At 67.5% G+C, this 21,465-nt stretch carries 26 protein-coding genes; 12 read left to right on the top strand and 14 right to left on the bottom strand.

Translation table 11 applies throughout. The annotated features are described in order from the left end of the window. Window positions 1-3 precede the first annotated feature (3 nt). From ribA to TS85_RS20180, 4 genes are all read right to left on the bottom strand, one after another. Window positions 4-1,122, bottom strand: coding sequence for a GTP cyclohydrolase II (ribA, locus tag TS85_RS20165; protein WP_077228717.1), 1,119 nt, complete (start codon window positions 1,120-1,122; stop codon window positions 4-6). Continuing rightward, on the bottom strand, window positions 1,062-1,844 hold the full coding sequence (locus TS85_RS20170) for an exodeoxyribonuclease III (RefSeq protein WP_044336693.1): 783 nt from the start codon (window positions 1,842-1,844) through the stop codon (window positions 1,062-1,064). The genes ribA and TS85_RS20170 overlap by 61 nt, the downstream gene beginning before the upstream one ends. Before the next feature lie 228 nt (window positions 1,845-2,072). After that, window positions 2,073-2,687, bottom strand: a complete 615-nt coding sequence (locus TS85_RS20175) for a LolA family protein (RefSeq protein ID WP_044334627.1) — start codon at window positions 2,685-2,687, stop codon at window positions 2,073-2,075. Between the two features lie 134 nt (window positions 2,688-2,821). Beyond that, window positions 2,822-3,097, bottom strand: a complete 276-nt coding sequence (locus TS85_RS20180) for a GNAT family N-acetyltransferase (RefSeq protein WP_044334628.1) — start codon at window positions 3,095-3,097, stop codon at window positions 2,822-2,824. Window positions 3,098-3,170: 73 nt separating this feature from the next. Here TS85_RS20180 and TS85_RS20185 point away from each other — a divergent pair, with 73 nt between their 5' ends. After that, a complete protein-coding gene (locus tag TS85_RS20185) occupies window positions 3,171-4,106 on the top strand; it encodes an alpha/beta fold hydrolase (protein ID WP_044334629.1) in 936 nt (311 codons plus the stop codon). 2 nt (window positions 4,107-4,108) lie between these two features. Here TS85_RS20185 and TS85_RS20190 read toward each other — a convergent pair whose 3' ends face one another. Continuing rightward, entirely contained in the window at window positions 4,109-4,573 is a 465-nt protein-coding gene (locus tag TS85_RS20190) for a monooxygenase family protein (protein ID WP_044334630.1), read from the bottom strand. Window positions 4,574-4,630: 57 nt separating this feature from the next. On the opposite strand from TS85_RS20190, the gene TS85_RS20195 reads away from it, so the two are divergent. Continuing rightward, window positions 4,631-5,167 carry a TetR/AcrR family transcriptional regulator gene (locus TS85_RS20195; protein ID WP_052508033.1) on the top strand — a complete coding sequence of 179 codons (537 nt, stop codon included), beginning with the start codon at window positions 4,631-4,633 and terminating at the stop codon, window positions 5,165-5,167. A 71-nt stretch (window positions 5,168-5,238) separates the two neighbouring features. Here TS85_RS20195 and TS85_RS20200 read toward each other — a convergent pair whose 3' ends face one another. Beyond that, complete coding sequence (locus tag TS85_RS20200; protein ID WP_044334632.1) at window positions 5,239-5,598, bottom strand: barstar family protein; 360 nt, start codon at window positions 5,596-5,598, stop codon at window positions 5,239-5,241. A 256-nt stretch (window positions 5,599-5,854) separates the two neighbouring features. After that, window positions 5,855-7,309, bottom strand: coding sequence for an ATP-binding protein (locus tag TS85_RS20205; protein WP_044334634.1), 1,455 nt, complete (start codon window positions 7,307-7,309; stop codon window positions 5,855-5,857). Between the two features lie 116 nt (window positions 7,310-7,425). Here TS85_RS20205 and recQ point away from each other — a divergent pair, with 116 nt between their 5' ends. The 6 genes from recQ (at window position 7,426) to TS85_RS25610 (ending at window position 12,854) form a co-directional block, all read left to right on the top strand. After that, window positions 7,426-9,207, top strand: coding sequence for a DNA helicase RecQ (gene recQ, locus TS85_RS20210; protein WP_044334636.1), 1,782 nt, complete (start codon window positions 7,426-7,428; stop codon window positions 9,205-9,207). Window positions 9,208-9,227: 20 nt separating this feature from the next. Continuing rightward, window positions 9,228-9,662 carry a TIGR01244 family sulfur transferase gene (locus tag TS85_RS20215; protein WP_044334638.1) on the top strand — a complete coding sequence of 145 codons (435 nt, stop codon included), beginning with the start codon at window positions 9,228-9,230 and terminating at the stop codon, window positions 9,660-9,662. Then, entirely contained in the window at window positions 9,659-10,018 is a 360-nt protein-coding gene (locus TS85_RS20220; protein ID WP_044334639.1) for a hypothetical protein, read from the top strand. Before TS85_RS20215 ends, TS85_RS20220 begins: the two co-directional genes overlap by 4 nt. Before the next feature lie 183 nt (window positions 10,019-10,201). Beyond that, window positions 10,202-11,161: a sterol desaturase family protein gene (locus tag TS85_RS20225; RefSeq protein WP_044334640.1), complete on the top strand. Its 960-nt coding sequence runs from the start codon at window positions 10,202-10,204 to the stop codon at window positions 11,159-11,161. Then, complete coding sequence (locus TS85_RS20230) at window positions 11,095-12,681, top strand: GMC family oxidoreductase (protein WP_044334641.1); 1,587 nt, start codon at window positions 11,095-11,097, stop codon at window positions 12,679-12,681. Before TS85_RS20225 ends, TS85_RS20230 begins: the two co-directional genes overlap by 67 nt. Next, window positions 12,678-12,854: a hypothetical protein gene (locus TS85_RS25610; RefSeq protein ID WP_155006501.1), complete on the top strand. Its 177-nt coding sequence runs from the start codon at window positions 12,678-12,680 to the stop codon at window positions 12,852-12,854. The genes TS85_RS20230 and TS85_RS25610 overlap by 4 nt, the downstream gene beginning before the upstream one ends. Window positions 12,855-12,958: 104 nt before the next feature. Here the strand turns inward: TS85_RS25610 and TS85_RS20235 are convergent, their stop codons facing one another. The 3 genes from TS85_RS20235 to TS85_RS20245 all read right to left on the bottom strand — a co-directional run bounded on the left by TS85_RS20235 (window position 12,959) and on the right by TS85_RS20245 (window position 15,099). Continuing rightward, window positions 12,959-14,383, bottom strand: a complete 1,425-nt coding sequence (locus TS85_RS20235) for an ammonium transporter (protein WP_044336695.1) — start codon at window positions 14,381-14,383, stop codon at window positions 12,959-12,961. A gap of 14 nt (window positions 14,384-14,397) precedes the next feature. Beyond that, the gene (locus tag TS85_RS20240) at window positions 14,398-14,736 is read right to left on the bottom strand and encodes a P-II family nitrogen regulator (protein WP_044334642.1); all 339 of its coding nucleotides are present in this window, start codon (window positions 14,734-14,736) and stop codon (window positions 14,398-14,400) included. Window positions 14,737-14,874: 138 nt separating this feature from the next. After that, window positions 14,875-15,099, bottom strand: a complete 225-nt coding sequence (locus TS85_RS20245) for a putative signal transducing protein (RefSeq protein WP_044334643.1) — start codon at window positions 15,097-15,099, stop codon at window positions 14,875-14,877. Between the two features lie 49 nt (window positions 15,100-15,148). Here TS85_RS20245 and TS85_RS20250 point away from each other — a divergent pair, with 49 nt between their 5' ends. Next, on the top strand, window positions 15,149-15,394 hold the full coding sequence (locus tag TS85_RS20250) for a type II toxin-antitoxin system CcdA family antitoxin (RefSeq protein ID WP_044334644.1): 246 nt from the start codon (window positions 15,149-15,151) through the stop codon (window positions 15,392-15,394). Further along, a complete protein-coding gene (locus TS85_RS20255) occupies window positions 15,394-15,690 on the top strand; it encodes a CcdB family protein (RefSeq protein WP_044334645.1) in 297 nt (98 codons plus the stop codon). Before TS85_RS20250 ends, TS85_RS20255 begins: the two co-directional genes overlap by 1 nt. Here TS85_RS20255 and tldD read toward each other — a convergent pair whose 3' ends face one another. The 3 genes from tldD to TS85_RS20270 are packed head-to-tail and all read right to left on the bottom strand — an operon-like array spanning window position 15,691 to window position 17,614. Further along, on the bottom strand, window positions 15,691-17,118 hold the full coding sequence (tldD, locus tag TS85_RS20260; protein WP_044334647.1) for a metalloprotease TldD: 1,428 nt from the start codon (window positions 17,116-17,118) through the stop codon (window positions 15,691-15,693). 26 nt (window positions 17,119-17,144) lie between these two features. After that, a complete protein-coding gene (locus TS85_RS26470; RefSeq protein WP_044334649.1) occupies window positions 17,145-17,384 on the bottom strand; it encodes an HTH-like domain-containing protein in 240 nt (79 codons plus the stop codon). Next, window positions 17,384-17,614, bottom strand: coding sequence for a zinc-finger domain-containing protein (locus tag TS85_RS20270; protein ID WP_044334650.1), 231 nt, complete (start codon window positions 17,612-17,614; stop codon window positions 17,384-17,386). Before TS85_RS20270 ends, TS85_RS26470 begins: the two co-directional genes overlap by 1 nt. A 65-nt stretch (window positions 17,615-17,679) precedes the next feature. Between TS85_RS20270 and TS85_RS20275 the strand changes: the two genes are divergently transcribed. Beyond that, entirely contained in the window at window positions 17,680-18,597 is a 918-nt protein-coding gene (locus TS85_RS20275) for an ABC transporter ATP-binding protein (RefSeq protein WP_044334651.1), read from the top strand. Window positions 18,598-18,739: 142 nt separating this feature from the next. Here TS85_RS20275 and TS85_RS20280 read toward each other — a convergent pair whose 3' ends face one another. Next, window positions 18,740-19,657, bottom strand: a complete 918-nt coding sequence (locus TS85_RS20280) for an alpha/beta hydrolase family esterase (protein ID WP_044336696.1) — start codon at window positions 19,655-19,657, stop codon at window positions 18,740-18,742. 138 nt (window positions 19,658-19,795) lie between these two features. Here TS85_RS20280 and nadB point away from each other — a divergent pair, with 138 nt between their 5' ends. After that, window positions 19,796-21,397 (top strand): L-aspartate oxidase, encoded by a 1,602-nt coding sequence (gene nadB / locus TS85_RS20285; RefSeq protein ID WP_173426249.1) that lies wholly within the window; start codon window positions 19,796-19,798, stop codon window positions 21,395-21,397. Window positions 21,398-21,465: the final 68 nt, after the last annotated feature.

Genomic DNA, 21,465 nt, shown 5'->3' on the forward strand with positions numbered 1-21,465 from the left:
GCCCTAAAACTCGTGCCCGGTCCGGTCGCGCTTGGTCGCCAGATACTGGGCATTGTGCGGATTGGCGGGGAGGATGTGCGGCACGCGCTCGACCACGTCGACTCCCGCCGCGCGCAGCGTCGCGACCTTGTCCGGGTTATTGGTCAGCAACCGGATCTGGCGTTGCCCGAGAAGCGCCAGCATCCGCGCTGCCACGCGGAAATTGCGCGCATCGACGGCAAAGCCCAGCCGGGTATTCGCATCCACCGTATCGAACCCCTGGTCCTGCAGCGCATAGGCGCGCAGCTTGTTGATCAGCCCGATCCCGCGTCCTTCCTGCCGCAAATACAGCAATATGCCCCAACCCTCGGCCTCAATCGCGGCGACGGCGGCCTTCAGTTGTGGCCCGCAATCGCATTTGAGGCTGCCGAGCATGTCTCCGGTCAGGCATTCGCTGTGGAGCCGCACCAGCGGCGCCGCGCCGTTCGGCTGGCCGATCAGTAGCGCGATATGCTCGCCCGGCATCTCATCGGTGCGGAACGCGACGATCTCGCTGTCTTCGGCGCCTGCAACCGGCAGCCGCGCGCGCCCGACGATGCGCAGCCGATCGGCATCCTCGTGCGACTCGATGTCGGCAGGCGTGATCGCCCCGGCATCCTCGCCCGCCAGCGCGAAGAACGCCGGGAGCAGCCCCGCGATCCGCGCGAGCCGAAGCGCGGCGGCGGCGGCGTCGCTTGCCTCGACCGGCACCGCGCGGAACGGCCCCTTGAGCGGAGTCGCAAGGTCGAATTGCGGGTCCGACAGCGCCGTCGCGGTATCGAAATCGAGCCAGGGCACGCGCTCGATCAGCACCGGGGCGTCGGGCGCCGCCGCGTCGCGCTGGTTGGCGAGCTTCAGCGTCGCCGCGCGCCCGGCGGAGAGCAATACCGGTGCGCGCGCCTCGGGGTCGAACCCCGCCAGCCGCTCGGCGTCGGCGGTCTCGATCGCGAGCAGCCGCAGCGTGCCCGCGCCCCCGCGAATCGCAATCGGCCAGCCACGCCGCAGCGCGTCCACTGCCAGCGCCACCGAATGGGCATTGCCGCTCAAAAGGCGAACTCGGTGACGATGGGGACATGGTCCGACGGCTTGAGCCAGCTTCGGCATGGCTCGCACACCTTATGCGCGGTCGCCTGTTCGGCGACGGCGCGGCTGGCCCACATATGGTCGAGCCGCCGCCCGCGATCGCTCGCCTCCCAGTCCTTGGCGCGGTAGCTCCACCAGGTGAAGCAGCGCTCGGGCGCGGGGATGAAATGGCGCCCCAGGTCGACCCAGTCATGCGCCGCCTGCAGCCGGGCCAGCGCCTCGACTTCGATCGGCGTGTGGCTGACCACGTCGAGCAATTGCTTGTGGCTCCACACATCCGATTCGAGCGGGGCGATGTTGAAATCGCCGGTCAGGATCGTCGGCACCGCGAGTCCCGCGGCCCAATCGGTCATCCGTCCGATAAAATCGAGCTTCTGCCCGAATTTGGGATTCACCTCGCGATCGGGAACGTCGCCCCCGGCGGGGACATAGACATTTTCGAGCCGAACGCCGTTGGGCAGCCGCACGCCGACATGCCGCGCCTCCTGGTTCGCCTGCCAGTCGAAACGGTCATCCTCGACCACGGGCACGCGGCTGATGATCGCCACGCCGTGGTGCATGCGCTGCCCGTGCTTGATGACATGGGTATAGCCCAGCGACCGGAACGGCGATTCGGGGAAGTCGCCGTCGATCACCTTGGTTTCCTGGAGGCATAATATGTCGGGCGCCTCCTCGCGGAGAAACTGCTCGACGATCCCGATCCGGAAACGGACCGAATTGATGTTCCAGGAAGCGATCTTCATCGCGTGCGATGTAGCGTTTTTGTCGGCGCGCGCCACCACGCCGCCGCAAAAAGGAAAGGCCCCCGCTCCGGGGGCAATGGAGCGAGGGCCGACCTAGCGTTCGTCACGCAGGCGGGAAGAGGCATGGCCCGGGCAACAGGGGGAAAAAATCCCGGAAGCCAACCCCATCCGCCTGCTCGATCTAGCCCCGCCAACCTGTCGCCAGCATGAACAATGCGCAATAATCGTTCAGCGGCCGCGCGGCCCCTGCGGGCGCGGATCGTTCCAGCGGAACGCATTGTCCGCGACGGCGGCATTGAAGCGCTGGTTGCTCAGCCGGATCGTCGTCCGGTTGTTCTGCGAATCGAGCGCGACCCAGCCCTGGAGCATCAGCCCGCCCGGCGCAGTGCCGTTCTTCTGGAACACCATCGTGATCCGGCCATATTCGGGATGGCCGGGATCATGGACTTCGATCGACACCACGCCGGGATCGCCGGTCGGCTGGAGCTTGGCATATTTGGTGATGTCGCGCTTGGGGTTGAGCAGCACTGCCAGCGGCGAGTTGCCGATCGGCCAGCGGTCGACCTGGCGGACCTGGTAGTCGATAAAATACAGGCTGTTGCCGTCGGCGACGATCAGCTGCGGCACGCCCTTCTCATACTGGAAGCGGATCTTGCCGGGGCGTTTCAGCGTCATCGTACCGGTGACGACACGCCCGTTGCGGTCGGTCTGGCTGAACCCGGCGGTCATCGTGCTCACGCTCTGGAGGTGCTGCTGCACCTGGGCAAGGTCGCCAGCAGGCGCGGCAGCGACCAGCGCAGGCGTGGCAAGCGCGAGAGTCAAAGCGAGGGGACGTGCAAACACGTGGGGATTCTCCAATGATGGACGGCGCAGCTAACAGCCGCGGCTTGAATATCGCGTGAACCCGTCCGGCGCCGAAACGATCCCCCTTCTAGAGCCTGTTTGGAAATGCGCCTCAGCGAATCTCCAACGCTCTATCAGCCTTCGCGCAGGTCCGCCCATTCCGAGTGCTGCGCGATGTAGCGCGCGACGAAGCTGCATAGCGGGCGGACCTTGCGGCCGCTGGCGCGAACCTGGGCCAGTGCGCCTTCGACCAGGCGGCTGCCGACGCCGGTGCCGCGAAGCGCGGGCGGGACGATCGTGTGCGTGAAGACGACGACGTCGCCGTCGATCTCGTAATCGGCATGGGCGACATGGCCCTGCTCGACCAGTTCGAAGCGCTGTTCGCCCGCATTGTCCGTCACGTCCGCCATCGTCGATCCTCCTGCCTTGGCAACCGTCGCCAGCGCTATAAGGTTGCGCAGACAACGGGAAGAGGATGCGCACATGCTGATACCCTTCGGACTGGCGGGGCTGGTGGCAGGCGGGCTGGCGACATGGTCGGCGGTGCTCGCGCGCAAGGCCGAGACGCTGGCGCCCGCCGACGGCGTCATCGCCGAGGTGCCCGGGGGGCGGCTCCATTATGTCGACATGGGCCCGCGCGGGCTGGACGGGCCGCCGATCGTGATGCTCCACGGGCTGATGGGGCAGATGCGCAATTTCTCGCATTCGCTGACGGACGGGATTGCGGGCGACCACCGCGTGATCCTGATTGACCGGCCCGGATGGGGGCATTCGAGTGTCGACGGGCGCCAGCCGGGGATCGTCGCGCAGGCCGAGATGATCGCCGCGCTGCTCGATCAACTGGAGGTGCGCAAAGTGCTGCTCGTCGGGCATTCGATGGGGGGCGCAGTGGCGCTAGCGCTGGCGATCGCGCGGCCCGATCTGGTCGGCGCGCTGGCGCTGGTCGCGCCGCTGACCCAGCCGGTCGACAGCGTGCCGCCGGTGTTCGCCGGGCTGCTCGCGCCGCCGCCGCTGCGCCCGCTGGTCGCCTGGACGCTGGCGGTGCCGATGGGATCGATGAAGGCGCTCGCCACCGCGGCGGCGATCTTTGCGCCCGACCCGGTACCCGCCGATTTCGCGACGCGGGGCGGCGGCGCGCTGGCGCTGCGGCCCAAAAGCTATCTCGCCGGATCGGCCGAAATCCGCGAGACGCCCGCCGAGATTGCCGCGCTGGTGCCCCGCTATCCGGAGATCGCGATGCCGGTGGCGATCCTATATGGCCGGGGCGACGCGGTACTCGATCCCGCGGTGCAGGGTGAGCGGACCGCCGCGGCGATCCCCGGCGCGGTGCTGACGCTGATCGAGGGCGGGCACATGCTGCCGGTGACGCATGCCGGCGAGACCGAGGCGTGGCTGCGAGAAGTGCTTGCCCGGATGTGAGCTCAGCCGCTGGACTGCGAGGCGGCGAGGCGGCCGTTCATCGATTTGAGCGGGCCGACCGGATCGACCAGCGGCGCGAAGATGCCGAAGCCGATCGGCGTCCCGACATCGACATAGACCGCCTCCATCGCGCCCGAGCGGCAATAGGTTTCGTGCCAGAAACCGGCGCTATTATAGCGTTTGAGGAAGTCGCTCCACCATTTCGCGTGCGGCGCGCTGCGGGTAAAGGCCTGGAGGCTCTCGCGGTCGCGCCAATATTGCCGCATCCCGACATGGCGCCAGCCCCACATCACGCCTTCATGCGCGAGCAGCCCGTCGGGCGGAAAGTGGCGAACATTGCCCAGACCGGGGCCGATGCCGAACAGCGTGCGCAAGCCGCGCAGGCCCCGGACGCGGAGGCCGAGGACGATGACGCAAAGATCGGGATAGGCAGAGAGATCGACGGTGGTGCGCTGGACCGGTTGCATGGGCTCGACTCCGCTGTGTATGGTGTAAACATACTCGGATTGCGTACGGTGTAAACAGTGGAAATTTCGTCTCCCCGCAGCGCCCTGTCCGATCGGCTGATCGATGCGGCGCTCGACCTGCTCGATTCAGGCGCCGAGTTCAGCCTGCGATCGGTGGCGCGCGCGGCGGGGGTGTCGGCGATGGCACCCTATCGCCACTTCGTCGACAAGGAGGCGTTGCTCGCGGCAGTAGCGGGGCGCGGGTTCGACGATCTGCGTGCGGCACTGCTGGCGGCGGACGCCGTCGACGATCCGCGCGCAGCGCTGATGGGGCAAGGCATGGCCTATGTCCGCTTCGCGTTGGCGCGGCCTGCGCTGTTCCGGCTGATGTTCGCAGGCCCGGGATCGGGGCCGCCGCCCGGCGGCGACAGCGCCTTTGGCGTACTCGCGCGGCGGATGCGCGACGTGCTGCCGGAAGCGGCGGAGATCGGAGCCGTCACCTGCTGGGCGACCGTGCATGGGCTGGCGACGCTGGCACTGGACGGGCGGCTGGGGCCGGAGCCCGAAGTGCCCGCTACGGCGGCGCTGGGGCTGATGGTGGCGGGGTTTGGGTAGCGGGGGCCAGTGGCGATTGCTTCGGGGTGAGGGCTGCGCGGATGACTTTGGTGGGAGGCGGACATTCGCTCCTAGGCGAAATTGCCGTCAATGAGGAGGGCGAGGAGGGGGCCGTCGCCCACTTCCCGCCGTCGATAATTCACAAAGGCAGTGCAATCGATCAGTGCATCAAACTGCTCGGGACAGCGTCGCTTAAACTCTGCCGTATCTACGAGTGAGAGGGTGAGCAGGTCGCCGCGCGCAACCGGATTGGCAACCATCCCGCTCTCGGCGTCATCCGCATTGGTGAGGCAGTCGATCCACGCATTCATGTTGCGACCGTAGTATCCGGGAAACCCCAAAGCCTCATCGAACACGTCGTGGAAGGACTCCCAGTCAACAATTCTATCGGCAGGAATGATTACGATTTGGGTTTGCACCGCGCTCTCCATGCCTGCCGCTATAACTGACCCAACCTTCGTCCACTATTGGGCGGAATTTATCGTTTCGTGATCCTCCCCTTGGCGGGGGAGGATTGGAATGCTGCGTGTGCGCGTGCCGACACGCGGCTTTTATAGCTCTACAGCGAGTGTCTGGTGACGGCGCTTTGCTCCATCCAGCGGCGCAGCAGGTGGCGTCGAAGCGGGCAGTGCGCCTCACCGTGCTTCGACACGCTCAGCACGAACGGGTTATTATGGCCATCATGTCTCACCCAACCTCCGCCGGCTGGGTCGTCCAGCCCAGCCGGGGGATCGTGATCGAGCGTTTGCCCGACAGATCGGTGCGCGTCACGAACAGCTCGCGGCTTTCGATATAGGTCATCAGGCGGCGGACGCGGCCCAGCGAGCTGGTGCCATAGGTTGCCGCGATTTCGGTATCGCTGGGACAGGGCAGCCCCTCGCGCGCGGCCTTTGCGACCAGCAGGAACGGGCCGAGCATATCGTCGGGGAGCGCGCGCGCCGCCTCCAGCGCCTGTGCCCAATCGTCGTCGGGATCGCCATGGATGCCCGCGCGCGCCGCCGACAGCCGCCGGACGAAGCCCGACAAATCGAGCTGGGGCCGCGCCAGCCCGACCATGCGGCAGCGGACGAGGAAATCCTGATAGAGGACCGAGGGCGAGCGCAGCCCCGAATCGGGATCGGTGACGATGTCGCGCAGTACGTCGGCGATCCGCGCGGCGGCCTCTTCGGGCTCGACATCGGGGGTCGTCTCGGTCGGCGCGGGGGCCGAGCGGGCGAGCGCGTCGATCAGCCGCTCGGCGGGGACGGCGGCGGGCGCGGGGGTCGGCGCGGGTGGGGTCCAGCTCGGCTCGGCGGGGGCGAGGAGCAGGTCCTTCATGTCCTCGCTCGGCGCTTCGGGCAGCGGGGTGAGCTTGGGGCTGCCGCTGCGCGCGCTGGTCTGGACCGCGCCGATGCGGATCGCGACCGGGCGGCGCGACACGGCGGGGCCGAGTGCCAAGAAGCTGCCGCGTTCGAGGTCGCGGATCGCCTCGGCCTGGCGGCGCTCCATGCCGAGCAGGTCGGCGGCGCGCGCCATGTCGATGTCGAGAAAGGTGCGCCCCATCAGGAAGTTGGACGCCTCTGCCGCGACGTTTTTGGCGAGCTTCGCCAGCCGCTGCGTCGCGATCACGCCCGCCAGCCCGCGCTTGCGCCCCCGGCACATCAGGTTGGTCATCGCGCCCAGCGACGCGCGGCGGACGTCCTCGGCGACTTCGCCGCCGCCTGCGGGCGCGAAAAGCTGGGCCTCGTCGACCACGACCAGCGCCGGATACCAATGTTCGCGCGGGGCATCGAACAGCGCGGAGAGGAAGGCGGCGGCGCATTTCATCTGCCCCTCGGCCTCCAGCCCCTCCAGGCTGAGCACCACCGAGGCGCGATGTTCGCGGATGCGGCTGGCGAAGCGCGCGACGTCGCGCTCGCTATGGTCCGCCGCCTCGATCGCGATATGGCCGTAGCGATCGCCCAGGGTGACGAAATCGCCCTCGGGATCGATCACGACCTGTTGCACCTGCCCCGCCGATTGTTCGAGCAGGCGGCGCAGCAGGTGCGACTTTCCCGAGCCCGAATTGCCCTGGACGAGCAAGCGGGTGGCGAGCAGCTCTTCGAGATCCATCGACACCGGGCTGCCCCCGGCATCGTTCCCCATTTCCACGCGCACGGTCATGTAGGGTGCGCTTTGGCGGATCAGGGGGGCACGAGGCAAGGCCCGCGTGCCCCGGTCTGGCGCAAGGCTGTGGACAGGCCCTTGCCGCCAGCGCCCGTGCGGGGGATAGGGGCGCCGTGCAGGACCCCCGCGACATTCTCCGCAAGACCTTTGGCTTTCCCGACTTTCGCGGGGTCCAGCCGCAGGTGATCGCACGGGTGATGGCGGGGGCCAATACGCTGGCGGTGATGCCGACGGGTGCGGGCAAGTCGCTGTGCTATCAGGTGCCCAGCCTCGCGCTGGAGGGGACGTGCGTCGTCGTGTCGCCGCTGATCGCGCTGATGCACGACCAGCTCCGCGCGGCCGAGGCGGTGGGCATCCGCGCCGCGACGCTGACCAGCGCCGACGAGAATCGCGACGAGACGATCGCGCGGTTCCGGGCGGGGGAGCTGGACCTGCTCTATGTCGCGCCGGAGCGGGCGTCGAACGAGAGCTTCCGGCGGTTGCTGGAGCAGGCCAGGCTGAGCCTGTTCGCGATCGACGAGGCGCATTGCGTGTCCGAATGGGGGCATGATTTCCGCCCCGACTATCGCCTGCTGCGCCCGTTGCTCGATCGATTCGAAGGCGTTCCCCGGCTGGCGCTGACCGCGACCGCCGATGCGCATACCCGCGCCGACATCGCCGAACAGCTCGGCATCCCGCAGGACGGGATGATCGTCGCGGGGTTCGACCGGCCCAATATCCGCTATGCGATCGCCCCGCGCGAAAACACCACGCGCCAGATCCAGGACCTGCTCGCCGAGCAGCCGGGGCCGGGGATCGTCTATGCGCAGAGCCGCGCGGGGGTGGACAAGCTGGCGGCGACGCTGGCGGCGGGCGGGCGGCGGGTGCTGCCCTATCATGCCGGGCTCGACCCGCAGGTGCGCCGCCGCAACCAGGCGGCGTTCGTCGCCTCCGAGGACATGGTGATCGTCGCGACGATCGCGTTCGGGATGGGGATCGACAAGCCCGATGTCCGCTTCGTCGCGCATGCCGGGCTGCCCAAGTCGATCGAGGCCTATTATCAGGAAACCGGGCGCGCCGGGCGCGATGGCGATCCGGCGGTGGCGCATCTGTTCTGGGGCGCCGACGATTTCGCGCGCGCGCGCCAGCGGATCGGCGAAGTCGAGCCGGCGCGCCAGCCGGGCGAGCGGACGCGGTTGGCCGCCTTGGGCGCGCTGGTCGAGACCGCCGGATGCCGCCGCCGCATCCTGCTGCGCCATTTCGGCGAGGACGCGCCCGAGACCTGCGGCAATTGCGACAACTGCCTCTCGCCCCCCGCCGCCGTCGATGCCAGTGTCGTCGCGCAGAAATTCCTGTCGGCCGTGTTCCGCACCGGCATGAGCTTTGGCGCGGGCTATATCGAGAGCATATTGCTCGGCCAGTCGACCGAGCGCAGCATGACCAACGGGCATGAGGCGCTGTCGGTGTTCGGGATTGTGTCGGGTGAGGAAGCGGCGCTGATCAAGCCGGTCGCGCGCGCGCTGCTGCTGCGCGACGCGCTGCGCGCCAACGAGCATGGCGGGCTGGAATTCGGCCCCGGCGCCAAGCCGATCCTGAAGGGCGCCGCGGACGTCAAGCTGGTGCTGCCGCCCAAGCGCGAGCGGCGCGGGCGGAGGGGTGCTGCGGGTGCTGGCGGCGGCGGCGGGGCGAACCCGGTCGGGCATCCGCTGTTCGAGGCACTGCGCGCCAAACGCCGCGAGATCGCGCAGGAAACCGGGCTGCCGCCCTATGTGATCTTCCATGATTCGGTGCTGCGCGACATGGCGCTGGCGCGGCCCGACACCATGGCCGCGCTGGGCCAGATTTCGGGCGTTGGCGCGCGCAAGCTGGAAGCCTATGGTTCGGCGTTCCTGACCGTGATCCGCGAGGCGGAATGACCCGCCCCGCCCCTGGGAGAATGCCCGCAATGCGCCGTATCGACGAAACCATCAGCGTTGCCCCCCAGATCGCGCCCGAGGATGTGGCGGCGCTGGCAGCGGCGGGGTTTATAGCGATCGTCAACAACCGCCCCGATGACGAGGATATGGGCCAGCCGAGCGGCGCCGCAGTGCAGGCGGCGGCGGAGGCGGCGGGGCTGTCTTATGCGGCGATTCCGGTCACCCATGCGGGGTTTTCGTTGCAACAGGTCGAGGCGATGGCGGCGGTGCTGACCGGCGCGAGCGGCCCGGTGCTGGCCTTTTGCCGATCGGGGACGCGGTCGTGCAATTTGTGGGCGCTGGCACAGGCGAGCCAGGGCGGCGATCCCGATACGCTGACCGCCAAGGCGGCGGGCGCTGGCTATGATATTTCGGGACTCCGCCCGCTGCTCGACCAGCTTTCCGCCCGGGGATGAACCCGCTCGCCGTCCTCGGCGCGTCGCTGGCGGCGGTGCTGGGGCTGGCGTTGATCGCGCGGCTGTTGGGGCTGGGCGGCGGGGGAATCGCTGGCGAGGACGCGGCGATGACCGAGGCGGAGGCGATGCTGTCTGGGTTCGACGGCGTGCGCGCGGTGGTGGGCAGCGATGGGCGGGCTGCGCTGGTTTGGGGCGCGGATGGCAGTGTTGCGCTGCTCAAGCTGCACGGTGCGCAGGTCGCGGCGCGGCGGCTGCCCGGGGATTTCGCGCGGGAGGTGACGCCGAAAGGGCTGGTGGTCGACAGCGGCGAGCGCGGGTTTGGGCGGGTGCTGCTGGCGGGGGTTGCTGCGCTTTAGGGTCGGATGACATCAGCTCGATCCATCGCCACCGTTCGCCCTGAGCTTGTCGAAGGGCATTGGGTCTCACTGTGCTTCGACAAGCTCAGCACGAACGGTTTTTGTTCGGTATGACGCGACCCATTGGCCATGCTGCGGCGCGGCGTGACATGCTTACTGACATTGCGGTAAGCAAGCGATGCGATGCTGCCCGACCCCGTCACGCTTGCGATACCCGCCTTTGTCGCGCTGGTGCTGGCCGAGATGCTGGTCGCGCGTGCGAAGGACCGGCGGCGCTATTGCCCGCGCGATACGCTGACCTCGCTGATGCTCGGGCTGGGGAGCACCGTCGCGGGGCTGGTCGCGGGGGGCATGGTGTTCGCGATTGCCGGCTGGGTGTGGCAGTTTCGGCTCTTCGACATCGGCTGGGGCTGGGTTTGGTTCGTTATCGCCTTCGTGCTCGACGACCTCGCTTATTACGCTTTCCACCGGTCGGCGCATCGGGTGCGCTGGTTCTGGGCGAGCCATGTCATCCACCATTCGAGCCAGCATTATAATCTGTCGACTGCGCTGCGGCAGAGCTGGACGAGCTTTTTCAGCCTGAACTTCCTGTTCCGGCTGCCGCTGTTCCTGATCGGCTTTCCGCCGGCGATGGTGTTCTTCGTCGCGGGGGTGAACCTCGTCTATCAATTCTGGATCCATACCGAGACGATCGGGCGGATGCCGCGCTGGTTCGAGGCGGTGATGAACACGCCGTCGCACCACCGCGTCCACCATGCGACCAATCCGCGCTATCTCGACACCAACTATGCCGGGGTGTTCATCCTGTGGGACCGCTGGTTCGGGACCTTCACGCCCGAGCGCGACGACGAGCGGCCGCGCTATGGCATCGTCAAGGATCTGGGCAGCTTCAACATAGTGTGGGCCGCAACGCACGAATGGGTCGGCATCGCGCGCGACCTGCGCGGGGCGCCCGACTGGCGGGCGCGCCTGAACTATATGATCCGGCCGCCGGGGTGGAGCCATGACGGCAGCCGCGACACGTCCGAGACGATCAAGGCCCGCTGGAACGCGCGGCAGAGCGAGGGGGAGAGGCCATGGAAGAAGCCGACATCGTCGTCATCGGCGCAGGATCGGGCGGGAGCGCCGTCGCAGGCCGGCTGAGCGAAGGCGGGAAGTTCACCGTCGCGGTGCTGGAGGCCGGGGGGCGCAACACGGGCATCAAGACGATCATGCCGGGGATGATGCCGTTCCAGAGCGCCAAGACCAACTGGGCGTTCGAGACCGTGCCGCAGCCCGGGCTGAATGGGCGCCGCGGATACCAGCCGCGCGGGCGCGGGCTGGGCGGATCGAGCGCGATCAACGCGATGCTCTATATCCGGGGCAACCCGGCGGATTATGACGAGTGGCGCGATCTGGGCTGTGCCGGATGGGGCTGGGACGAGGTGCTGCCGGTGTTCCGGCGCGCCGAGCATAATGTGCGCGGTGCCGACGACTGGCATGGCGAGGACGGCCCGCTCTGGGTCAGCGACCAGCACGATGCCCATCCGGGCAGCCGCGCGTTCATCGCGGCGGGGGCGGCGCTGCAAATTCCCGAGAACCCCGATTTCAACGGCGCGCGGCAGGATGGCCTCGGGCTGTATCAGGTGACGCAGCGGCGCGGCGAGCGTTGGACCGCGGCGCGCGCCTATCTCGACCCGGCGCGGCGGCGCCCGAACGTGTCGATCCTGTGCGACGCGATGGTCGAGCGCATCCTGTTCGAAGGCGACCGGGCATGGGGCGTCGCCTATCGCCGGGGCGGGCAATCGCGCGAGATCCGCGCGCGCCGCGCGGTCGTGCTCGCGGCGGGTGCGTTCCAGACGCCGCAGATGCTGATGCTGTCGGGGATCGGGCCGGGCGCGCATCTGCGCGAGATGGGCGTGCCGGTGCGCGTGGCACGCGACGCCGTGGGCGCGGGGCTCCAGGACCATATCGACTATACCGCGGCGTTCGAGACGGCGGGCAGCTTCTTCCTCGGCAAGTCGCCTGCGGGCACGCTCAAGTCGCTGGGGTCGATCGCTAAATGGCTGGTGACGCGGCGCGGGGCGATGACCTCGCCCTATGCCGAGGCAGGCGGGTTCCTGCGCACGGCTTTGGCGGGGGACCGGCCCGACGTGCAGCTCCATTTCCTGATCGCGATCGTCGACGACCATGGCCGCGCCGATGTGAAGGGCCATGGCTATAGCTGCCATGCCTGTGTGCTGCGGCCCGAGAGCCGGGGCACGGTGCGGCTGCAATCGCGCGATCCGATGGTGGCGCCGTTGATCGACCCGCAATTCCTGTCGGCGCCGCGCGACATGGACGTGCTCAAGGCCGGGGTGCGTGCGATGTACCGCATCCTGGAGACGCCGCCGCTGGCGGACTATAAGGGCCGCGACCGCTATCCGATCGACCTGGCCGACGATGTCGCGCTCGAACGGCTGATCCGCGCGCGGGCGGACACGGTCTATCATCCGGTGGGAACGGCGCGGATGGGATCGGACGCGGAGGCGGTATGCGATCCCCGGCTGCGCGTGCGCGGGGTGGAGGGATTGTACGTGGCCGACGCCTCGGTCATGCCCCGGCTGGTGGGGGGCAATACCAATGCCCCGAGCATCATGATCGGCGAGCGTTGCGCCGATTTCCTGCGCGAGGGTCTCAAATGAACGCATCGTTCTGGGTGATGCTGGCTGGGATGCTGTATTGCGGCATCGCGTCCTGGCGCGAGTTTCGGCGCGGGAGCCGATGGTTCGCGCTGGCGGGAGCGGCGGTCACGCTCGCGATGCTGATGGTGCCGATCGAGACGCATGCGGTGAAGATCGACTTGCCGATGCGCTGACGGCCATAAAAAATGGGCCGATGGTCGAAACCACCGGCCCAAGTCGTCCGCAGGAGGAACGTCGGTGGGGCGCCGCTCAGCCGAGCCGGCGGCGCCCGATTTCGTCAATAGTTATAGGCACGCTCGCCATGCGCGTTGATGTCGAGCCCTTCGACTTCGACTTCGGCGCTGGGACGCAGGCCAATGGTGTATTTGAGGACCAGGAACAGGATCGCCGAAACACCGCCCGACCAGACCAGCGTGACGGCGACTGCCTTCAGCTGGGTGATGACCTGTGCGGCGATGTCATAGGCTTCCGGATGGAAGGCGGCGGGCATGACGGTATAGTCGAAATAGCCCTGGCCCCCCAGCGACGGCGCGGCGACGATGCCGGTGCCGATCGCGCCGATGATCCCGCCGACGCAGTGGACGCCGAACACATCGAGCGAGTCATCATATTTCAGCTTGTTCTTCACCGTGGTGACGAAGAAGAAGCAGACGAGCGAGGCGACTGCGCCAAGGACGATCGAGGTCATCGGTGCGGCGAAGCCCGCAGCCGGCGTGATCGCGACGAGGCCGGCGACGACACCCGAGGCTGCGCCCAGCAGCGACGGCTTGCCATGGACGATCTGCTCGATCACGGCCCAGGCAACGCCCGCCGCCGCAGTCGCGACGAAGGTGTTGATGAACGCGACGCCCGCAATGCCATTGGCTTCGAGGTTGGAGCCCGCGTTGAAGCCGAACCAGCCGACCCACAGCAGCGAGGCGCCGATCATCGTCATGGTCAGCGAGTGCGGCGCCATCGGCTCGGTCTTGTAGCCGATGCGCTTGCCGATCACGAGGCAGCCGACCAGACCGGCGATACCGGCGTTGATGTGAACCACGGTGCCACCCGCGAAGTCGAGCGCGCCCATGCCCCAGAGCAGGCCGAAATCACCCGGCGCCGACGGCAGGAAGTCCGGGCCCGCCCAGTACCACACCATGTGCGCCATCGGGAAATAGACGATGGTAAGCCAGGCGACGACGAACAGGATCAGCGGCGTGAACTTCACCCGCTCCGCGAACGCGCCGACGATCAGCGCGGGCGTGATGCACGCAAAGGTCATCTGGAAGATCACGAAGACATATTCGGGCAGATAGACGCCGTTGGAGAAGGTCGCGGCGAAGGTGCTGCCGTCGACGCCCTTCAGGAACAGCTTGGAGAAGCCGCCAACATAGGCGTTCATCGAACCGCCGCTGGTAAAGGCCATCGAATAGCCCCAGCAGACCCAGACGAGCGAGGCGACGCAGACGATCGTCAGCACCTGCATCAGCACCGACAGCATGTTCTTGGTACGGACCAGGCCGCCATAGAACAGCGCGAGGCCGGGGACCGACATCATCAGGACGAGCGCCGACGAGATCAGCATCCAGCTGACATCGCCCTTGTTGACCATGCTGGCGTCGGGCACGACTGCGGCGGCGGGTGCCGCGGCGTCCTGTGCCCAGGCGGGCAGCGCCGCAAAGGCAGCGAGCCCCGCGGCCGCCGCCAATTTCATTCCATGCTTCATCGATACCCCCTTCATCAGAGCGCCGTCTCGTCGGTTTCGCCGGTGCGGATGCGCACCGCCTGGCCCACGTCGAGAACGAAAATCTTGCCGTCACCGATTGCCCCGGTGCTGGCGGCTGCCTGGATCGCCTCGACGACCTTGTCCGAAATGTCGCTGCCGCAGGCGACCTCGATCTTGATCTTGGGCACCATGTTGGTGCTGTATTCGGCACCGCGATAGATTTCGGTCTGGCCCTTCTGGCGGCCGAACCCCTTGACCTCGGTAACGGTCATTCCGGTAACGCCCACGCCGGTGAGTGCTTCGCGCACTTCGTCCAGCTTGAACGGTTTGATGATGGCGATGATGAGCTTCATTTCGCCCCCTTTTGGCGGTTTTCCCAAGGAGCAATGCAGCAAGGGGCGTGCCAAAGAAGGAATCGCGCGATTTCAGCGCTGCGCGTCGCAATCAAATGTTACCGCGCGATAAATTTTTGTGCAGATGCGAAAGCGTGCTCAAAAATCAGGCACGATTCCCGACGCCGGATTATCGACGATCGCGCGGGCGGCGGCGAAATCCTCGTCGTCGACCATCACACGGACCGGGATGAGGAAATAACTGCCGTCGGCGATGCTCGTTCCCGCGTCGAACACGAAGGACAGGATTTCCTCCGCCTCCAGCCGCGCCTGGACGAAAAAAGCTTCCTGCCGGTCGAAACGGCCGAGTTCGACGAGTGCCATGGCCGGTCCCTTCGTTGACGCGCACGGAGCATGCGCATAGCGTGTGCGCATGAAGCATGACCCCCTCGCCTCGGGCAAGCGCAAAGCCGTCAACCTCTCGCTGGATACCGGCGTGGTCGCCGCTGCCCGCGAGGCGGGGCTTAACCTTTCGCAGATTTGCGAGGCCGCGCTACGCGAGGCCGCGAAGAAGGAACGTGACCGCCGCTGGGCGGAGGAGAATCGCGCGTGGGCGGAGGAACATAATCGGTGGGTGGAGGAGAACGACCTGCCGCTTGAGCACCATCGCCTTTTCTGATGCCGCAATTCGACGTGTACAGGCTCGCGAGCGGCGATCTGGTCGTGGATTGTCAGGACGACGGCTTCGCCACGATCGGCACCCGTTTCGTCATCCCGCTCGCCGCCCCCGGAGGTAGCGCTCCGACCACGCCCCGTCTGCATCCCGAATTCCGAGTCAACGGGATGCCGATGGTGCTGATGACCGAATTCGCCTCAGCCGTTCGTACCTCGGCGTTGGGGGCTCGCGTCGATTCGCTTGCGTCGGAGCGGTTCCGCATTCTGGGGGCAATCGACGTGCTTACCGGAAGCGGCTGACTACGCCGCCGTCCCGCCCACGGTCAGCCGGTCGACCAGCAAGGTCGGCTGACCAACCCCCGCCGGCACGCTCTGCCCGCCCTTGCCGCACATGCCGATGCCTTCGTCGAGCGCGAAGTCGTTGCCGATGCCCGTCACGCGGGTCAGCACCGAGGGGCCGTCGCCGATCAGCGTCGCGCCCTTGATCGGGCGGCCCAGCTTGCCATTCTCGATGCGATAGGCCTCGGTGCACGAAAACACGAACTTGCCCGAGACGATATCGACCTGACCGCCGCCGAAGCTCTTGGCGAAGATGCCCTTTTTGACGCGGCTCAGCAACTCGGCGGGATCGTCGCTGCCGCCCTTCATGAAGGTGTTGGTCATGCGCGGCATCGGCGCATGTTCGAACGATTCGCGGCGGCCATTGCCGGTGGGCTCGACCCCCATCAGCCGGGCATTGAGCCGGTCCTGCATATAGCCCTTGAGGATGCCGTCCTCGATCAGCACAGTTTCGCGCGTCGGCGTGCCCTCATCGTCGATCGACAGCGAGCCGCGGCGATCGTGGATCGATCCGTCGTCGACCACGGTGACGCCCGGCGCCGCGACGCGCTCGCCGATGCGGCCCGAAAAGGCACTGGTGCCCTTGCGGTTGAAATCGCCCTCGAGCCCATGGCCGATCGCCTCGTGGAGCAGCACGCCGGGCCAGCCGGGGCCACACAGCACCGTCATGTCGCCGGCGGGGGCGTCCTCGGCGTCGAGGTTGACCAAAGCCTGGGCCAGCGCCTCGTCGATCGCGCGGTTCCACGTCGCGGGTTCGAGCAGCCGGTCGTAGAGCGTGCGCCCGCCGGTGCCGAAGCTGCCCGTCTCGCGCCGCCCGTTCGCCTCGACCACCACCGACACGTTGAGCCGGACCAGCGGGCGGATATCGGTGGCGATGAAGCCATCGGCGCGGACGACTTCGATGACGCTCCACTGGCCGGTAAGCCCGACCGACACCTGGACGACGCGGGGATCGCGGGCGCGGGCGGCGGCGTCGATCGTCTGGCACAGATTCACCTTGTCGGCGAAGGGGACCAGGTCGAGCGGATCGGCATCGGTGTAGAGATGGCGGTTATTGCCCTGGGGCGGGGGCGCCTTGGCGGCGGTCGATGCGTCGATCAGCGCCATCGTCTCGCCCGCGCGGCGGATCGCCGGGGCGCTGATCTCGTTGGCATGCGCGAAGGCAGTGGTCTCGCCCGAGACGGCACGCAGGCCGAAGCCCGACTGGGTATCGAACGACGCGGTCTTGAGCCGGCCATCGTCGAAGCCGAATGCCTCGGTCTTGCGATATTGCAGGTACAGCTCGCCATCGTCGGCGCCGGCCAGCGCTTCGGCGGTCAGGCGAGTGGCGGTTTCAGGGTCGAAGCTGTCGCGATACAGGAACGCGCGCGGATCGGAAGGAAGGCTCATCCCTCCGATATAGGAGGCCGAGGCGCTTAGGCTAGCGGCTTCGTGATCGTCACATACTCGGACAACACAACAGCAGTAGCGAGATCTGTACCGTAAGACCGCGACAGGCCAGCGCGTTCAGCGACGTCATGCTTGCTTACGCCTCGTAGCGCGGAGGCATTGGCGAGGCCGAACATGTAAATGCTCGCCACCTTGCGTCCCTCGGGCGCCGCTGCGTGGGCCTCTTTAAGCTTCTGCGCCAAGGCTTCCACAGCGGAGCCGGGCATCAGACGCTGGCGCCAGCCGGATGGTCGGGCAACTGCGACTGGTCCGCGCCGTCGGCGGGGCCGCCGATCAGCACGAAGCGGCGGTCGCAATAGCCGCAGTCGACATAGCCATGCTCGTCGATCTGGAGGAACACGCGCGGATGGCCGAGCGCGGCGGGGACGCCGGGTCCGCTGCCGTCGCAGGACACGCGGGCATGGGACGTGCGGATGGTTTCGGGCGGGGCGATCATGCTTCCCCGGTAGCAAAGCCGGACGGGGCTCGCAATCAGCTGCGCACCGTCTTAATGCGGGCGGCATGACTCAGGCGGCAATTGCGATCCAGAATCTCTGCAAGACCTATCAGGGCGGCAAGCGCGCGCTGGACGGCGTGACGTTCGACGTGCCGCGCGGGCAGATTTTCGGGCTGCTCGGGCCGAACGGCGCTGGCAAGTCGACGCTGATCAACATCCTGGCGGGGCTGGTGAACAAGACCAGCGGCAGCGCGACGATCTGGGGCTTCGACATTGATGCGCACCCGCGCAACGCCAAGGCGAGCATCGGCATCGTCAACCAGGAGATTTTGTTCGACCCGTTTTTCTCGCCGCTCGAGGCGCTGGAGATCCAGGCCGGGCTGTACGGCATCCCCAAGGGCGAGCGGCGTTCGATGGAGCTGCTGCGCGCGGTGCATCTGGAGGACAAGGCCAATGCCTATGCCCGGACGCTGTCGGGCGGGATGAAACGGCGGCTGATGGTGGCCAAGGCGATGGTCCATGCCCCGCCGGTGCTGGTGCTCGACGAGCCGACCGCGGGCGTCGATGTCGAACTGCGCCAGCAGCTCTGGGCCTATGTCCAGCAGCTGAACGCGCGCGGCGTGACGGTGGTGCTGACGACGCATTACCTGGAGGAGGCCGAGGCGCTGTGCGACCGGATCGCGATCATCAACCACGGCACGCTGATCGCGAACAAGCCGACGCGCGAGCTGGTGGGGATGGCGCAGGAAAAGGTGGTCGAAGTGACCGTCGACTGCGACATCGCCGCGGTGCCCGACAATGCGTGCTTCCAGAAGATCGAGCTGAAGGGCGAGCGGACTTTGGTCATCACCTATCGCAAGGACCAGGCGAATGCCGGCGAAGTGCTGGGCGCGGTGCAGGCGGCGGGGCTGGGCATCGTCGATGTCAGCACGCGCGAGGCCGACCTGGAGGATGTGTTCCTGAATTTGACGCGGGCGGCGTAGGCGCGCGCGATCGATAGGCCCCGCGCTTTCTTATCCTCGTCACCCCGGGCTTGACCCGGGGCCCCGCTAACGACGCACGGTGCGGAAAAAAAAGCGGGGCCCCGGGTCGAGCCCGGGGTGACGGTAGGGGTGGGATGCGGCGTTAACGTCGATGCTGCGCTAAGAAGCTCCACATCGCTTCGTTGTCCGCCACCCAGACATGGCCCGCGCCCTTGGTCACGCGCCCGGCCACCTCGGCGCCGCCCCGGCATTTCGTGAAGCGGGTCTCCGCCACGCCCGGTGCGACTTCGCGCGCGATCGGGCCCTCACGACAGCCGTCGATATCCGCCCAGCGGGCCAGCGCGCTGTGCATCGTGTATTGCCAATAGCCAGCGCCGCCGCCCTGCACGGGGTTGGTGGTATCGGCGTCCCCTGCGAACGCCATCACCGGAACGGGGCGCGACGGCGTGCAGGTCGCCGGGTCGGGCAGCCGCACGTCCTTGAGCGGGTTGCCGGCGCGCAGGCCGACATTGGGCGCGATCGCGGCGAAACGGTCCGCCGCGACGCAGCCGAGCCAGGAGGTGAAGCGCCCGCCGCCCGAATGTCCGCTGGCATAGACGCGCGTGCGGTCGGCACAGCCCTGCGCGACCAGCCAGTCGATCGTGCGCTTCACGAACGCGACGTCATCGGCATCGCCCGGCCCCGGCACCTTGCCTGTCACCGTCGGCACGCCGGGGATGTTCCACACAAAGCCGCGCTCCGCCGGGATGCCGCCATCGGGGGCGACCACCAGGAAGCCGTGCGCGTCGGCGGTGGCGGTCATCCTGGTCTGGTCGATTATGCCCTGCCCGCGATCGGTGCTGCCGTGGAACAGGAACAGCGCGGGCACCGGGCGGCGCGCATCGAAGCGCGCCGGGAGATGGAGCAGCACGCTCCGACCGCTATCGCCTATCGCTATCCGCTGCGTCGCGCCCGGCGTGCCGATCGTGCAGCGCGGTGCCGCGGCAACCGCCGGGCTCCACGCCAATAGCGCCGCGAGCCCGAGCAGCGCCGCCACCGCGCGCCTCCATGCAAATACCATTTCATCGCCTCCGTTGCAGCGCATTCCCTAGCCGCGACGGCCGCCACACGCAAAAAAAGCGCGGCGAACCCGCAGCATGGCGGCAAAATAGCCGCGCGGGATTGCGCGGGGGCGCCGCAACGCCTTTATACCCGCTCCATGGATAGGGGCATTACCGACGCACCGCATAGCAGCGACGTGCTTGTCATCGGATCGGGCGCGGCGGGGCTGACCGCAGCGCTAAACCTTGCGGCGCGGTTCAAGGTGACGGTGATCGCGAAGGGCGCGCTCAACGAAGGATCGACGGCATGGGCACAGGGCGGGATCGCCGCGGTGCTCGAGCCCGGCGACACGTTCGAGAGCCATATCGAGGATACGATGATCGCGGGCGCGGGGCTCAACGACCGCGCCACCGTCGAGATGGTGGTGGAGAACGCCCCCGTCGCCATTCAGCGCCTCACCAAGCTGGGGGTGCCGTTCAACACCGACGGCAATGCGCTCCACCTGACGCGCGAAGGCGGGCACAGCCATCGCCGGATCGTCCATGTCGACGATGCGACGGGCATGGCGGTGCAGGAGGCGCTGCTCAAGGCCGCGCGCGCCAATCCCAATATCACGCTCGTCCCCGACATGGTGGTGATCGACCTTGCCACGAGCCGCCACGAGATGCGCTATTCGGGCGCGGGGCATGTGTGGGGCGTCTATGCGTTCAACCGCGCGACCAACCGCGTCGAACTGTTCACCGCCAACGCCACCGTGCTGGCGACCGGCGGGGCGGGGCGGACCTATCTCTTCTCCACGGCGCCCAAGGGGGCGACCGGCGACGGCATCGCGATGGCGTGGCGGGCGGGATGCCGCATCTCGAACATGGAGATGATGCAGTTCCACCCGACCTGCCTCTACAATCTCGAGGTCAAGAATTTCCTGATCACCGAGGCGGTGCGGGGCGAGGGCGGGCATCTGAAGATTCCGAGGGCCGGCCACCGCTTCATGCCCGATGTCGACCCGCGCGCCGAACTGGCGCCGCGCGACGTGGTCGCGCGCGCGATCGACCATGAGATCAAGCGGCTGGGGCTCGACTATGTCCATCTCGACATCAGCCATATGCCGCCCGAATTCGTGCGCGAGCATTTCCCGACGATCCATGCCCGGCTGCTCGACCTCGACATCGACATGACCCGCGAGCCGATCCCGGTGGTGCCGGCGCAACATTATACCTGTGGCGGGATCGTGATCGACCGCGACGGGCGCACCGACCTGCCCGCGCTCTATGCGGCGGGCGAATGCACCCAGTCGGGGCTGCACGGCGCCAATCGCCTCGCGTCGAACTCGCTGCTCGAATGCTTCGTGTTCGGCGAAGCGGTGGCTGACCATATCGCCGCGCATTGGGACACCCTGCCCCCTCCCCCGCCGATCCGCGCATGGGACGAAAGCCGCGTCACCGATTCGGACGAGGAAGTCGTGATCAAGCAGAACTGGACCGAGATCCGCCGGTTCATGTGGAATTATGTCGGGATCGTCCGCTCGACCAAGCGGCTCGAGCGCGCGGCGCACCGCATCGCGATGCTGCGCGACGAAGTGAACGATTATTACGGGCATTTCCGCGTCACCCCCGATTTGATCGAGCTGCGCAACCTGCTGGAGAGCGCCGATTTGATCGTGCGATCTGCGCTGCACCGGAAGGAAAGCCGGGGGCTGCACTACACGCTCGATTATCCCGAGACGCTGGCCGAGCCGGTGGACACCATCCTGGTCCCCTGAAACGGGGCCGATGGATCGGTTTTGGCGGTTTTGTTTCCAGTTCCTTCACGTTTCGTCGCTATGCATGC

The sequence above is a fragment of the Sphingomonas hengshuiensis genome, assembly GCF_000935025.1.
Taxonomy (GTDB): domain Bacteria; phylum Pseudomonadota; class Alphaproteobacteria; order Sphingomonadales; family Sphingomonadaceae; genus Sphingomonas; species Sphingomonas hengshuiensis.